We start from the raw sequence: 15,014 nt of genomic DNA, 5'->3' as shown, positions 1-15,014 counted from the left end.
CAAAGTTTTGTGGTTGTTACATTTTTAAACTCTGATTATGACATGTAAAGCCTTGAATAAAGCCTTTCATGCCGCATACAGCGGATATCGAAAGAAGTATTGCAAAGACCGACTAAATCTCTGTCGAGTTCTATGGTTTCCTGAGCTGTTTTTTCCATTATTGAATATAATTTGAATAGAATATCCTGTCCATCAAGCTGTCCAAGAGGAACTAACTTTACTGCATTCGTAATTATTCCTGCCGAAGAAGTATAGTAAAATCCGAAAAGTGCTTCCTGTAGAGGAATTCCTAATAAACTCGCATACATTCCGAAGACGATGCTGTAATGAGAACTTGCTTCACGATTTTGAACTGCCTTTTCATAAGCTTCCATCAACTCAAAATTTTCATGTCTTTTGAATATTTTGATTAAACGCAAACCTAATTTTTGACTGGCCTGACGAATTTCTTTTGGGCATTTCAACGCGTTACATTCCTGATCCAGATTTAAAATTGTTTTTAAATCTTTAGATTCTGTAGCTTCATACGCCAGTTTTACAAAAGCTCCGTCGTTGTATTTCAGATTATATTTAAGCATATTTTCTACAAATTCCTGCGCGGTTTCTCTGTTGTGTACAATCCTTTTTTGCACAAAAGTTTCCAGTCCGTTGGAATGCGTGTAACCTCCGATCGGCAAGGTTGGATCTGAAATATGTAATAAGCTGGCTAAAAATTTCATGTTATTCATCTTTTGGAGCTGCCATTTTTAAAATTTTAGTAAAAATTGATGAGCCTAAACTTCCGTGTCCGTGAGGTTCTACATTTGATTTGAGAAGATTCAACAACTTTACAGTTTGTTTTTCAGGCTTGAAACCACTTACTTCCAACCATCTGTACATCGGCATTTCAAAAGGTAACAACACTTTATTTTCCTGTATAAAAAGCGGAATATGTTTGTTCCCAATTTCATAGCAAACCGTTCCCATTTCCAACATAGAATCCGGAGAAATTACAATGGCTTCTGTCTCCAAAATATTGATAACAATGAGCTTTTCTTCGTTTTCAAAAAGAATATCACCTTCTCTGAGACGCTGACCTTCTCTAAGAAATTTAATCGCAATATCTTCTCCCTGACGTGTTTTTTTACGTTGAATTCTCTTTGTAGATTCAAACCATTCCAGATCAAGATAATCTATTGATTTTCCGACAACAGGTTTATCTGAAATATTACCTAAAGTTTCATTAATTATCATCTTTCTTAGCTTTTTTTCTGAAATTAAAATTCTTAGAAATACCAACTCCGAATGTCGAACCGCTGATTCCTGCAACATACGTTTTCGTCCAGCCTTCTTTTGCCTTCGTCTGCAACATGGAAAGCTCTGCAAACTTGAATTTGAGTGCCCAACCGCCACCTAAAACAATTCCGATCAAAGGATAAGCACGCAGACGGTATCCATTAAAGTTTTCCATTGATTCTGCAGTTGTTGAAACCTGTTGTCCCCAAACGTAATGAGCATCGATCTGAGCGATCAGTAAAAAATATTTTCCGAGTGTTAATGATGGGCTGTACCAAATTCCGGCTTCATTCTGTTTATAGACAACGTTATGATCCACAGCATTTTGTGAATAAGCATAATTTACCCCGATAACGTCATTGTTATTGATAAAATACCCCAATCCAATCGGCGCACCTGAAACTGTACTACTTGTGCTTGAAGGCGTTGTAATTTTTGAATAATCTAATGAACCGTAAACCATGAACTGTCCTTTTGGGCCATCTTCATCACTTTTCATTCTCATTCCGCCCAAAAGTTGTGCATTTGTTTTTACTGAAAATATTGATAATCCAACTATTGCAAAAGAAAAAATGGTTTTATTAAAGTTTCTCATTCTTAATTTTAATTCTGTTATTATTTAAATTTTTCTTTGAGATAAACCTTATAGGTTTTTAAAGCCTATAAGGTTTGTTTTATTTTTAAAATAAATAATACAACTGTGTTAATGGCAGTTTGTCTGCCGGTTCACAAGTGATATGCACTCCATCAACCGTTACTTTATAGTTTTCAGGATTTACCTCAATTACCGGAGTTTTATCATTATGAATAAGATCTTTCTTTGAAATATTTCTGCAATTCTTTACAGGAAGAATCATTTTTTCTAATTTATATTCAGCAATTGTCCCGTTATCAATTGAAATTTGGGAAACGAAATTGGCACAAGTTCCATATTTAGCACGACCATGAGCTCCAAACATATTTCTGTAAATAACAGGTTGTGGCGTTGGAATCGATGCATTCGGGTCACCCATTTTTGCAGCAATTACGAAACCTCCTTTTACGATCATTTCTGGTTTTACGCCAAATAATGCAGGTTTCCAAATCACTAAATCTGCTAATTTCCCAGCTTCGATTGATCCAACATATTCTGAAATTCCGTGAGCAATAGCCGGATTGATGGTATATTTCGCAACATAACGCTTCGCACGGAAATTATCATGAGCTGTATTTTCATCTTCTTCTAACTGCCCGCGTTGGTCTTTCATTTTGCTCGCAGTCTGCCAAGTTCTCGTAATTACTTCTCCCGGTCTTCCCATCGCCTGAGAATCGGAACTCATGATACTGAACACTCCGATATCATGTAAAATATCCTCTGCAGCAATCGTTTCCGGACGAATACGTGAATCTGCAAACGCTACATCTTCAGGAATATTTTTACTTAAATGGTGACAAACCATCAACATATCCAAATGCTCATCAATCGTATTGATCGTGTAAGGACGCGTAGGATTTGTTGAAGCCGGTAAAACGTTGGGATACATTGCTGCCTTAATGATATCCGGAGCGTGACCACCTCCCGCACCTTCAGTGTGGAAAGTATGAATTACTCTGCCATTAATCGCTCTCATTGTATCCTCCAAAAAGCCACTTTCATTTAAAGTATCGGTATGAATTGCCACCTGAACATCATATTTATCTGCAACTTTTAACGCTGCGTCAATCGTTGCAGGAGTCGCTCCCCAGTCTTCATGAATTTTTACGCCTAATGCTCCAGCTTCTACCTGTTCTTCAATCGGTTCTTCTGCAGAACAGTTTCCTTTTCCGAAAAAACCTAAATTCATAGGATATTCTTCTGCTGCTTCCAACATTTTCTGCATGTTGAATTTCCCCGGCGTAACGGTTGTTGCGTTAGTTCCGTCATTTGGGCCCGTTCCGCCACCGATCATTGTCGTAATTCCACTGTAAAGAGAAGTTTCGATCTGTTGCGGGCAGATAAAGTGAATGTGTGTATCAATTCCTCCTGCTGTTACGATGTATCCTTTTCCGCCATGAACTTCTGTTGATGCTCCAATGATCATGTTTGGAGTTACGCCATCCATTGTGTCAGGGTTTCCGGCTTTACCGATTCCGACAATTTTGCCGTCTTTAATTCCGATATCTGCCTTTACAATTCCCCAGTGATCGATGATCGTTGCTCCTGTGATACAAAGATCTAAAACACCTTCCGCTCTTTTTGCGGTAACGTTTTGTCCCATTCCGTCACGAACAGTTTTTCCACCTCCGAAAACGGCTTCATCGCCATAGTGAGTGAAATCTTTTTCGATCTCAATAATTAATTCTGTATCGCCTAATCTGATTCTGTCTCCTGCTGTTGGACCTAATATATTGGCGTATTGTTTTCTGTCTACGTTTAAACTCATGTTACAGATTTTTAAAATTTAATTGATTGGCTTTAGCTAAGCTTTCCTCTTTTTGAGTCGCTGAATCTACAGATCCATCAACAAGATTATTGAAGCCCATTGCTTTTTTATTTCCTCCTATTTCTACAAGTTCTACTTCTTTTTCTTCTCCCGGCTCGAAACGTACAGCTGTACTCGCAACGATATTTAACCTCTTTCCGAAAGCTTTTTCTCTGTCAAAGCTCATTGCTTTATTCACTTCAAAAAAATGAAAATGAGATCCTATCTGGATAGGGCGGTCTCCCGTATTGATCACTTTTATTTTTACCGTTTCTCTGCCTTCATTGCAGATGATGGTGCCTTCTTTTACAAAAATTTCTCCTGGTATCATAATAGTTAGGATTAACGAATTGGGTTATGTACTGTAACTAACTTAGTTCCATCCGGAAAAGTAGCTTCGATCTGAACATCATGGATCATATCTCCCACGCCCGGCATCACATCATCAATAGTAAGAATCTGTGCGCCTTCCTGCATGAGTTCTGCCACTCTTTTACCGTCTCTGGCTCCTTCCAGTAAAAAGTGACTGATCAAGGCAATAGATTCAGGATAGTTTAGTTTAAGACCTCTAGCCTTTCTTTTCAGAGCAACTTCGCCCGCCATATAAAGCATTAGCTTCTCTGTTTCTCTTGGTGTTAAATGCATAAATGTTTTTATTTAAAAATTGGACATATGTTATCCTGTCTGCCTTAATGAAAAAGGCAAATCAGAGTATCGAGAAAATTGAAATTGAACATACGAATCCCTTATCCGCTATTGAATACGGATTAATTAGAATTAGTTATGATTAAAAAAAGAAATTAGCAGCCAGGTATCTGCAAAGAATGGTAAAGTATATACCTGGGTAAAGTAATAAATGAATAGTTGTGAGCAATAACAGGCTCAGAAGAAGAATTCTGAATTCTAAATACATTAGCAATCCATCTTTCTAAAAAGACCTCAACATCAAGAATTGATTTATCCCGATCTTCTAATGCAAATTCATCCTGAATATCTGATAAATTATAAACATCAACCTCAGTTTGCGTATTTGCTTTCTGTAAAAACTTACCTTGATTGTTATTGATAGAAAAAGAATGCTTTTCACTTTTAAAAAAGTGAAAACCTGTACATAATACCGCAAAAAGGAACGCGATATGCAACAGTAAGATTCTATTTTTTCTTTTCATCATTATAGGTGTAAAATTATAACAATGAAAATCTTATTACTATCAAAAAGGTTATTTAAAATGTTCAAAATCGTGACAAAATATAGACATCAAACTTTCAATTTTAATGAATATTTTTCACATCAACGTAAATAAGTATAATATCATTTATTTTTAAAACACTTTATTGATAATGCTTTCCAAAGATTTTAATTAAATAAATTACTTAATTATTCACTTTTAAAAAACAGATTAAGAAAGGTTCATGATTGCTATTGTAAGAGTTATTTTTTGTTTATCCTAAAGTCTATACAAATTTTCAATGATTTAAATTAGATATTTTATTTTGTTTTTTTTTTACTTCTGACTAAATTTGTAAAAAATAAATTAATGAATTATAAACTTGAGCTCAATACGCAGGAACCTAACTCTAATATTGTTTTCAATACAATCGTATTCGAGTCATTCAAGGTTAACATAGTTGAAAGATATGTGGGGAAAATGCGTTTTGCTCCAAAATTATGTCATGCTTTGTTTAAAATCAGGACTTTGGATAATCAACTCATTGAAACGAGAGACGGAAATGTAAGGGTAAAAATTAAAGATGATAATTTCGAAACTTATCAGAGATTAATCAATGTGCTTAATTCTTACGACTATAAGAATAAACTGATCAACAGAAAAGATGCAGATCAAGATTATGTTCACTTCATTTTAGGATTGGTGATTTCTAATTATGATCTTAACTAAATCTTTTTTTATTTCATAAAATTATTCAGAATAATATTGTTTTGGAGAACAGAAGTAAAGTAAAACTCTGTTCCCAAAACAAAGTTGATTTACAGTAAAGATCAGCTTTCTTTAACAGATGTTTTCAGAAAGCACAAAATGATGAAATAATTTCATGTATCTTAAAGTCATGAAAAATATAGTTTTGATTTCTTCATTTCTTGCCGGAATTCTTACTTATTCGCAGGAAAAACAGCATTCTTTTGTGCAAGTACGGGAAGAGTTCGGCGATCTTAATAAAGATGGTTTGAAGGATAAAGTGACCGTTTCGATGGACAATATTGATGCTGAACAGCCTCTAAAACTAGAAATATTTTTCCTACAGCCGAATAAAAAATTTAAACTAATAGTTTCTTCAACAGAAATAATGAATCCTCAATATCCAAACGGGAAATATGGCGGAGATCAAGTTCCAGATGTTTTTATTGAAGACGGTTATTTTATTCTCTATTCTGAAATTAAGGATGTTAAAAATCAATATAAATTCCTTTTCAATAACGGAAAATTTGAATTAATCAATCTTTCAAAAGTACGTTGGGACGGCAAAAATACAACTACTGAAACTGAATTTAACCTTTTAAAAGGTACAAGAATCGAAATATCCCAACTATTAGGTTCAGATAAAATCATCAAGAAAAGCGAAAAGAAAATCAATATAAAGCCGTTGCCTACCATTCAAACTCTCAGAAAATTTGATAATCAATTGGAGTAAATTTATTTAAAATTGATTTGGTTGGTAAATCGCAAAGGCGCAAATTATAACTAAAATACTGTTTTAAGGCGCAAGGATTTTATCTGCGATAAAATTTGTCATGTTTACATCTAATGCTTCTCGAAAATCTTCGATTTTCTCGCGCCGTAAAATCTGCATACAGATCAAAAACCTTTGCACCTTTGCGATTTTCCAACAAAAAAGCATTTTCCTTTTTCATCTTCTCTCATTCTCTTTTTCTTTCAAACTTCATTAAGTATTTCTACTTAAAGTTCTAATTCATTATTTCTACTCTACCACATTTTCCGCCTTCTTTGTTACTTTGAAATACATAGTAAAGACAACAATAATGTGCTTGAAATCCCCTGCACATGAAGATTTAAATTCAATCTCTCAAATATTGTCTTCTTTACTTGTTTCAAAAACAGCAAAAAACCTAAAAACAAATAACCATGAATACTGAAAACTACGACGTAATTGTTATTGGCGGAGGAGCAATAGGTCTTGCCACGGCGTACCATCTCGGCAAGCGCAAGGCAAAGACGTTGGTTCTTGAGCAGTTTACTTTTGTGAATCAACTTGGAAGTTCAGCAGGAGTATCGCGCCAATTCCGAATCCCTTATCCTGACGAATATATGGTGCAGATGGCTTTGGATGCACAGCCTTATTGGGATGAATTAGAAAAAGAAACCGAAACTTCATTGCTTGATAAAGTTGGTACGCTTTGGTTTGGAGATCCTGAAGTCCATTCCACCGAAGGGAATATCGCTGAAGCTGAAAAAGCCTTAAAAGCTTTAAATGTTCCTTACACTACCCTAACTGCAAAGGAAATTGAAGATCAGTATCATTTTAGAAATTTACCTGAAAATTATACCGGATTATTTCAGCCGGATGGTGCCAGCATCAATTTTAAAGCTACGATTGAAACGCTTTTAAGTTTATGTAAAAAAGAAGAAACTGTTGAGTTGAGAGAGGATTCGCCGGTATTGGAAATCAAACAAAATGGTGAACTTTTTGAAATCACTACTCCGAACGGAATTTATATTGCTAAAAAGCTGGCGATTATTCCGGGGCCGTACATTAACAGTGTAATCAACTTATTAGATTTTAAAATAGAAGCCACGTATTGGAATATGTCTTCCGCTTATTTCAAAAAAACTGATCCTTCCATACAATATCCGACATGGTTTGTTTTCCAGAATCCTGTAGGAAAAAACGGGAATGAATTTTATGGTTTCCCATCAGTCTCTTGGGATCATCCGGAATATATTCGTGTGGCGCCGGATTTTGTTATTAATCCTTTAGAAGAGCCTAGTGACAGAACTTTAATTCCAAATCCACAAGAACTTGCCTACACTTCTGAATGGATAAAAGAGCACATGACAGGTTTAAGTACAGAACCTGAATACACTTCAACATGTCTTATTGCTTTGAGTACGATACCCAACAAAGAACTGTTGATTGATTTTGCCCCAAAATACGTTCCCAATTATAAAAACATTGTGGTTTACGCTACTGGATGGGCTGCAAAATTCACCCCTTTCTTAGGAAAAATCATGTCTGATCTTGCCTTGGACGGACATACGGATTTTGATATTTCTCATTTCCAATTAGGACGCAAATTCTTTAAAGCCATTTAAAACTATTACACCATGAATAAAAACACCCCATTAAATCCAGGAATGCATCCTGATTTAAAAATTGAAATCGCTATTATCGGTGCCGGAACTTCCGGATTATACACCGCTTACCGTTTAGTAACGGATAAAAAATTCACTGCCGACCAAGTACAAATTTTCGATATGAATAATAAGCTTGGCGGTAGACTGGAATCAGTCGTTATGCCCGGAATGAATTTCTGGGGCGAATTGGGAGGTATGCGTTACCTGACTTCTCAGGAAATTGTAACAACATTAATTGAAGGCTATCCTCTTTCTGAAGCAAATCCAGACAAGCGTATTCCCGTTTTGAAAGATAAAATGACGCCCGTTCCATTTCCAATGGGTGATCCTACAAAATTATTAATGTATCTTAGAAAAGAACGTTTCAAACAAGATGCGTGGGATGTGGCTCAAAAAGAAGGTAAAAAACTGGAAACCCGATATTATTTGAATGATGATGATTATGGTTTTAGCTCAGATCAGCTTTTTAACAAAATTATTTATGATGTTTTAATGGCAGATCCGTGGGTAGCTAAAAAATATGGAGATAAAATCATCAAAGGAGATACGATCTACGATTACAGTTTTAAATTAACAAGCAAAGATTGGGATGATATTAAGCCTAAATTGGTCTATAATTTCCCAAATTCTCCTTACGATCAGCGTAAAGTGAATGATTTAGGATTTTGGAATTTAATTAAAGATCAAATTTCGCAGGAAGGATATGAATTTGTAGCGAATGCGGGCGGATATTATTCAAATACAATCAATTGGAACTCTGCAGAAGCGTTTCCTTATATGGTTGGAGATTTCTCTGCCGGAACTATCTATAAAACTATTGAAGAAGGTTATGACAGCATTGCGTATGCAGTCGCCAATTCTTATATGGATCATGATGGAGCCTGTATTTGGTCTGAAAATAAGCTGCTTACATTCACCAAAGAGCATTCTTTAAAAGATACTCATAAATATCAACTGACTTTTCTTAATCTGAAAACCAACACAACATGGAATGTCTATGCAAACAAGCTGGTTCTTGCCATGCCGAGAAAATCTCTGGAGCTTTTGGATCAGAATAATTTCTTTTTTGATATTAATGAAAATTCAGTGATCAATAAAAATATCCGTTCGGTGATTATGGAACCTGCGTTTAAAATTTTAATGGGCTTCCAATATCCTTGGTGGAAAGAATTAAAAATTGATTCCGGACATTCCATCACCGATTTACCGATGAGACAATGTTATTATTTCGGAACAGATCCTGAAACCAATAACTCAATGCTGTTGGGAAGTTACGGAGATATGGAAACCGAGACTTTCTGGAAAGCTTTAACCGATGACAAGCTACTTTTTGAAGTAAAACCTGCAAAATCTGCATCATTAAAAGAACTGCATCAATTAGATGATGTTCAGGCCACTCAATTAATGGTGGATGAATTAATGAATCAGCTTAGAGAACTGCACGGTTCGGATGTGACAATTCCAGATCCTTACGTAACTTATTTTAAAGACTGGACAGATGAACCTTTCGGCGCAGGATATCACGCATGGAAAGCTGGATATTCGGTTGAAAATGTGATGCCTTACATGAGAAAACCTGTAGCTGATGAGCAAATTCATATTATCGGAGAAGCTTATTCTGATCAGCAAGGCTGGGTGGAAGGCGCTTTCTGTGAAGCCGAGAAAATGCTTCAGGAACATTTTGGAATGCATCGTCCGATTTGGCTGAGCCCTGATTATTATTTAGGATGGTAGATTAAAAAAGATCAATTACAATATTAAAATAAATCCAGCCCATAATTAAATATGAGCTGGATTCTTCTTAAAAAAAATCTGTTTTTACCAACTAACAGAAATTGGAACACTATAAAACAAAACCCCTCCAGACTTTTATGCCTGAAGAGGAAATCTTTTCAAATTTTTAGTTTTGTCCGCCAGTACCTCCTGTCGGGTTTGAAGGAGTTGTAGGACAGCTTTTTGAATAAACTGCCTTTGTACTACTTAGGGGACAACAAAGAAAATATTTTGTTGTTACTTTATAGGTAACTGTACAAGATCCTTCTTTCTCTGTTACATAAGATATTTTATAACAAAAGAAGTTTGCTTCTTCTGGTTCTGCAAATTTTACTGTGTTTGCGCTCATCATTGAAGTACTGAATGTTGCAAGTAACATACCTGCCAAAATAGTTTTTTTCATCGTAAATTGAAATTTAAAAATTAATAATTAGTTTAAAATATTTTTTGCAAAAAAAATTTCTAGTATAAAGCCACGGCCTGAAACTTCGTTCCCTGGCCTCCTCCACCTTGTCGACATGTGATGTATGGGTTGCAAGTACCCTCCAGTTTAATGGTGTGAGTTCCGGCATTGAGTTTTACAAAAGCACTGCCTGTATTAAAGAAAATACCTTTAAGAGCTTCTGCACTGGTGCCTGTTCCGGTACCTACAGAAGAATTGGTATATATATTTGTAGATTTTACTACAATAACATTATTAACTACCAATTGTGTTCTCAGCATTTTGGAGCCTCCATCTGTAGGAGCCACAGAAGTACCATATTTAAAGACATCCCAGATAGGTACAGCAAAATTAATCTGCACCAAAGCATCTTTTGTAAGAGTAATTGTCTGGCTTTGGATCATACCAGGTGTTCTGGCATCATCTCCGTTAGGATTACTGTCGCTAATTCCGACGTCTGTAATTGGAGTAAGATCAAACAGAACTTCATAAGAATTAGATGTAATAGCATTTACCGGTACAGATTTTAATGCTCCATTGGCATCTGCCACTACTATCTTATCTACAGTGGAATTAAAAGTATTGGGAAGAAGGTTTCTTACCCTAGCTGTTCCATTAACGTCTAATGTGTTTGTAGGAGTGCTTGTGTTTACACCTACCAGTCCGGTCTGTGCATTGATCATTACTGATGCTATGGCAACAGCAACAGTGAAACATTTTTTTTTCATTTGTAAGATTTATAATTGTGTTTAATTTGTGTTTTTGAATGAATGAATTGTTATAATATTAGATAAAATTAGTTTTTTCTACTTTGCTATAGTATTTTTGCTTAATTTAAATGAAGCGCCAAGCGAGAATTAATAACAATTTTATAAATAATCTTTTTGAGGGATAAAAATTAATTCATATAAAATTGCGAAGTATATTTATTCTAATCTTGTTAAAGTTACTCTATAGCTTCTACTGACATTCCCGTTATTCGTAACATTTATTGTCCCAGCAGAAGGCATTGTTAGTGTATAATTAAGAGCAGTACTATCTCCTCCATCTTGACAGACTGGCTTGCCTGTCCAAGTAGTAGTTGTAGTATTTTTATTTGGTTCTCCAAAAGTAGGCCCCTTAGTAGCACTAGGACTAAGAAGTCCTGTAACTCCCCTAATAGTAAAACTTCCATTAAAAGAATAATTAATCATAAGATACTCAGCAACAGCAACATAAACACATCCATCTGAATCAATAACAATCACTTTATAAATACCTTGAGTTACCCCGGTAATTAATGTTCCGGTAGCACCACTTGCGACAGTAACCGAATTTGAAGTTAGTTCCCCATAAACAGCAGAAGGAGATGCTTTTACCAAAACCCCATTAGTATCAGAATACACAGGAGTAACAGCTGTTGATCCTGCTACAGGAATAATCGTTCTTACTCTTGTATTACCATTTACATCTAATGTATTTGTAGGAGCACTTGTGTTTACACCTACGAGTCCGGTCTGTGCATCGATCATTACTGATGCTATGGCAACAGCAACAGTGAAAATTTTTTTTTTCATTTGTAAGATTTATAATTGTGTTTAATTTGTGTTTTTGACTGAATGAATTATCAGAGTATTGGATAAAATAGTTTCTTCCACTTAGCGATCGTATTTCGGCTTAGCTGAAAATGTAGTGATAATTGAGAATTATTAAGTTTATTTTTAATCTGATATTCCAAAATTTCATGAATTGCAGAGATATCATAAGATTTATGCCTTTGATTTGATATCGAAACTTCTTTATTTTTAACATCAAATAATAAGGAATTAAGTTTTATAATATCTAAAAATGATAATTCCTGCTTGCTCAATATCGAATTACACTGTTCTTTTTTTTCCGGATATTTTCTTGCGATAATATCATTGTAAATTTTTTTGTAATCCGGTGATCCTACCTTTTGCATCATGTGTTTTTTAAAGCTTACTTAATTTTAAAATCTGATTCTGATTTTGCCTAAATTGTCTTTATCCCTATTTGACATTTTATTGAAAAAATTAATCCAAGAAATAATCATCTTGGTATTATTTTTTGACAGTGCAAATTTGCCCTTTCCATTTTTCTTACCAAAAAAAACACATCTTACTTGGCTATGACAATCAAGAAATAATTGAATGAGATGTTTATGTGACACCTATTAAAACCTATGACAAGCCTGTAATAGCAATATTTTAACACCTTAGATATCAATCAATTAAATTCAATAAATTATTAATAAAAAAACTGCAGAAAATAAAATTTTATTTATTACTGATGTTTTTCATCCAGATATAAATATCCTCGTCCGACGATATTTTTAATTTTTTTCGCAATCTGTTCTTTCTGGTTTGTATAGATTGAGGCTGCACAAATGTGTACGTTGCTATATCTTTAGTAGAAAAATTTAGAAATAATAATGCACAAAACTTTAATTCTGTATTGATGAGTTGAGGTTCAATTTCCAATAATTTCGGGAAAAACTCAGGATAAACTTCCTGAAATCTTGTAAGAAACTCAGGATCATTGTTTTTAGCCAATTGTACCACTTCCTCAAAAGCAACGTTCAGTTTTTGACTTAATTCTTTTGTTTCCTGTACTTTTACATCCAAAATTTTATTTTTTTTGTGCATTCTTTTTAAAACCAAAAGAATAAAAATAATCAAGCCTAAAATTCCAACCCAGATACTGTAGAGTAAAAATTTATTTTTTTCTTTGATTTTATTTTCCTTTTTTGTGACCAGCTCTTTTACCGTATTTTCAATTTCGGGTTGTTTAGCGCTTATTAAACTGTCAGTAATCAAAGTATATTTTTGATGATATTCTCTGGCAGAATTTTCATCTCCGGCTAACTTATAAACTTTGGAAACAGCGTCATAAAGCCATTGTACCTGTATCACATTTTTACCTTTTTTAGATAATTGGATAGCTTTCTGATAATTAACAATGGCCGAATCATACTCCTTTTTATGTTCATTAATTAAGCCTTTTATCTTATATAACTTAAAATTACTGTTTCCGAGTATTTTTATTGATTGAGCTTCCAATGGTTTAAGCTTCCTTTCTGCTGAATCAAATCGTTTTTCTTCAAGATCAATTTCGATTAATGCCAAAGAATACCATAATAACATGGCTTTTAGTTTGGGTGTTAATTTTTTTTCATGTCGTAAAATATCAGTGCCTTTCTGAATATAGAATTTGGATGAATCTAATTGATTTCTAGTCTTATATACCGTTCCTATTTCACAAAAAGCATAAGATTTATGGTATATTCTTACCGAATCAATCGGAACTTCGTCAGACAATATGGTGATTTCTTTAAACTCAGAAATAGCTTCCTGATAAAGTCCCATATTAAAATAGTTAAAGCCCAACGTATTTTTAACTAAAATCTGAAAGTCGGAATTATTCTGAGCATATTCGGTATTTTCTGCCAGTTTTAAAAATTCCATCCCTTTTTTGTAATTCTTTGCGTATGAATAACCGTTAGAGAGATTTAAATATCCTACTGCAATTCCTTTAGGATAGCTGATTGTTTTAGACTCTTTCAGCAAGAGCATGTTTTTTTTAATGTACTCATCGTACTTGCCTTCTCTGGCTAAAATTTCGGTTTTATCGAACTCCAAGTCAATGTATTTCGTCGAAATTTGCTGTCCAGACAATAGAATGGAAAAAAATAAAATAAAAAGTTTCATTTTGTGTTAATTATTTATAAATATAAAAGTAAAATATTCCTAAATAGTGATTAAAATTGAAATTATTATACTAAATTAATAATATTATCATTATGTTTTGAGTAAATAATTTAAAATTTTGTTTACATATTTCAAAAAAATCGTAGCTGATTTATTTTGGGGGCAATAATAAAAATTTACATGTTATAAATTCGTTTAAATACATATTACACAGGTATGACATTTTGAGTTTTTAACATTTTTGAGTATTTTTTTCTCTCTAAAAACAATACACTTTCTCAATCAAATACCAATAAATGATTATTCTTTTCTATAAATAATAAAGTAAAGAGGTTGTGTCACATATAAGTAAAGCCCTATTTTTTGTATTTTCTTAAAATAAATACCTAAAATTGAACGTTCCTGTTTTTTAAATTCTTAGTAAAAAAACAAAAAGCTAAAATCCATACAAACAAACACAATAACAATTAAAAAACTACCTATCAACACATTACAAACATGTAACATCCGTGTCATACGTGATAATTTGCAAAACCTAGTCTTCTGATGTAATATTGCCCCGTCAAATTTTATAAATATTGGGTAAAAAAAATTTGAGGATTCTAAACACACAAATAAGTCGAAAATTAGTTATACAGGGTAATACTGCCCTGTATAAAATGAGGAGACAAAAAGAAGAATTAAAATTAATTTCGTGTTATCTGAAACTTCATATTTACTTGATAATGAAATAACTATTCATCATCTTTTATTTTTCAACTATGCTTTTTAAGAATATTCATATCGGCAAATTAGTACAAACAAGAGTCCGTGAAACAGATTTTTCTGTAGAAAGAATTATCAATTTTTTACAATGCAACGAAGAAGATCTTGAAAAGATGTATAATAGTGCCTCTCTGGACTCAGAAACACTTCTAAAATGGAGTAAATTATTAAAATATGATTTCTTTAGGATCTATTCACAACACCTTCTATTATATTCCCCTCCCTCCTCTGTTACCTGTAATGAAATAAAGAATCAGAAAACTGAACTGCCGGAATTTAG

Annotated in this window: 16 protein-coding genes; 4 read left to right on the top strand and 12 right to left on the bottom strand. The window is 33.7% G+C overall.

What is annotated here, in order from left to right; all coding sequences use genetic code 11:
- Positions 1-35: 35 nt before the first annotated feature.
- The 7 genes from SB689_RS00180 to SB689_RS00150 all read right to left on the bottom strand — a co-directional run bounded on the left by SB689_RS00180 (position 36) and on the right by SB689_RS00150 (position 4,885).
- On the bottom strand, positions 36-719 hold the full coding sequence (locus SB689_RS00180; protein ID WP_410690073.1) for an urease accessory protein UreF: 684 nt from the start codon (positions 717-719) through the stop codon (positions 36-38).
- A 1-nt stretch (position 720) separates the two neighbouring features.
- Positions 721-1,233, bottom strand: a complete 513-nt coding sequence (gene ureE, locus SB689_RS00175; RefSeq protein ID WP_410690072.1) for an urease accessory protein UreE — start codon at positions 1,231-1,233, stop codon at positions 721-723.
- Positions 1,223-1,870: a hypothetical protein gene (locus SB689_RS00170; RefSeq protein ID WP_410690071.1), complete on the bottom strand. Its 648-nt coding sequence runs from the start codon at positions 1,868-1,870 to the stop codon at positions 1,223-1,225. Before SB689_RS00170 ends, ureE begins: the two co-directional genes overlap by 11 nt.
- Before the next feature lie 85 nt (positions 1,871-1,955).
- Entirely contained in the window at positions 1,956-3,677 is a 1,722-nt protein-coding gene (ureC, locus tag SB689_RS00165) for an urease subunit alpha (protein ID WP_410690070.1), read from the bottom strand.
- 1 nt (position 3,678) lies between these two features.
- A complete protein-coding gene (gene ureB / locus SB689_RS00160) occupies positions 3,679-4,047 on the bottom strand; it encodes an urease subunit beta (RefSeq protein ID WP_410690069.1) in 369 nt (122 codons plus the stop codon).
- A gap of 11 nt (positions 4,048-4,058) precedes the next feature.
- Positions 4,059-4,361 (bottom strand): urease subunit gamma, encoded by a 303-nt coding sequence (gene ureA, locus SB689_RS00155; protein ID WP_410690068.1) that lies wholly within the window; start codon positions 4,359-4,361, stop codon positions 4,059-4,061.
- Positions 4,362-4,516: 155 nt separating this feature from the next.
- Positions 4,517-4,885, bottom strand: coding sequence for a hypothetical protein (locus SB689_RS00150; RefSeq protein ID WP_410690067.1), 369 nt, complete (start codon positions 4,883-4,885; stop codon positions 4,517-4,519).
- Between the two features lie 369 nt (positions 4,886-5,254).
- Here SB689_RS00150 and SB689_RS00145 point away from each other — a divergent pair, with 369 nt between their 5' ends.
- The 4 genes from SB689_RS00145 to SB689_RS00130 all read left to right on the top strand — a co-directional run bounded on the left by SB689_RS00145 (position 5,255) and on the right by SB689_RS00130 (position 9,781).
- Entirely contained in the window at positions 5,255-5,614 is a 360-nt protein-coding gene (locus SB689_RS00145) for a prevent-host-death protein (protein ID WP_410690066.1), read from the top strand.
- Positions 5,615-5,783: 169 nt separating this feature from the next.
- Positions 5,784-6,365: a hypothetical protein gene (locus SB689_RS00140; RefSeq protein WP_410690065.1), complete on the top strand. Its 582-nt coding sequence runs from the start codon at positions 5,784-5,786 to the stop codon at positions 6,363-6,365.
- Positions 6,366-6,817: 452 nt separating this feature from the next.
- On the top strand, positions 6,818-8,005 hold the full coding sequence (locus tag SB689_RS00135) for an FAD-dependent oxidoreductase (protein ID WP_410690064.1): 1,188 nt from the start codon (positions 6,818-6,820) through the stop codon (positions 8,003-8,005).
- Between the two features lie 12 nt (positions 8,006-8,017).
- Complete coding sequence (locus SB689_RS00130) at positions 8,018-9,781, top strand: flavin monoamine oxidase family protein (RefSeq protein WP_410690063.1); 1,764 nt, start codon at positions 8,018-8,020, stop codon at positions 9,779-9,781.
- Between the two features lie 166 nt (positions 9,782-9,947).
- On the opposite strand, the gene SB689_RS00125 is transcribed toward SB689_RS00130, so the two are convergent.
- The 5 genes from SB689_RS00125 to SB689_RS00105 all read right to left on the bottom strand — a co-directional run bounded on the left by SB689_RS00125 (position 9,948) and on the right by SB689_RS00105 (position 13,969).
- The gene (locus SB689_RS00125) at positions 9,948-10,223 is read right to left on the bottom strand and encodes a hypothetical protein (RefSeq protein ID WP_410690062.1); all 276 of its coding nucleotides are present in this window, start codon (positions 10,221-10,223) and stop codon (positions 9,948-9,950) included.
- Positions 10,224-10,282: 59 nt separating this feature from the next.
- A complete protein-coding gene (locus SB689_RS00120) occupies positions 10,283-10,990 on the bottom strand; it encodes a hypothetical protein (RefSeq protein WP_410690061.1) in 708 nt (235 codons plus the stop codon).
- 198 nt (positions 10,991-11,188) lie between these two features.
- On the bottom strand, positions 11,189-11,818 hold the full coding sequence (locus tag SB689_RS00115) for a hypothetical protein (protein WP_410690060.1): 630 nt from the start codon (positions 11,816-11,818) through the stop codon (positions 11,189-11,191).
- 50 nt (positions 11,819-11,868) lie between these two features.
- Positions 11,869-12,204, bottom strand: coding sequence for a helix-turn-helix domain-containing protein (locus SB689_RS00110; RefSeq protein ID WP_410690059.1), 336 nt, complete (start codon positions 12,202-12,204; stop codon positions 11,869-11,871).
- Positions 12,205-12,538: 334 nt separating this feature from the next.
- Positions 12,539-13,969, bottom strand: a complete 1,431-nt coding sequence (locus SB689_RS00105) for a tetratricopeptide repeat protein (RefSeq protein ID WP_410690058.1) — start codon at positions 13,967-13,969, stop codon at positions 12,539-12,541.
- Positions 13,970-15,014: the final 1,045 nt, after the last annotated feature.

Origin of the sequence: Chryseobacterium sp. SIMBA_038 (assembly GCF_046535115.1) — a bacterium.
Classification (GTDB): Bacteria; Bacteroidota; Bacteroidia; order Flavobacteriales; family Weeksellaceae; genus Chryseobacterium.
This window is presented reverse-complemented; position numbering and strand designations above follow the sequence as displayed.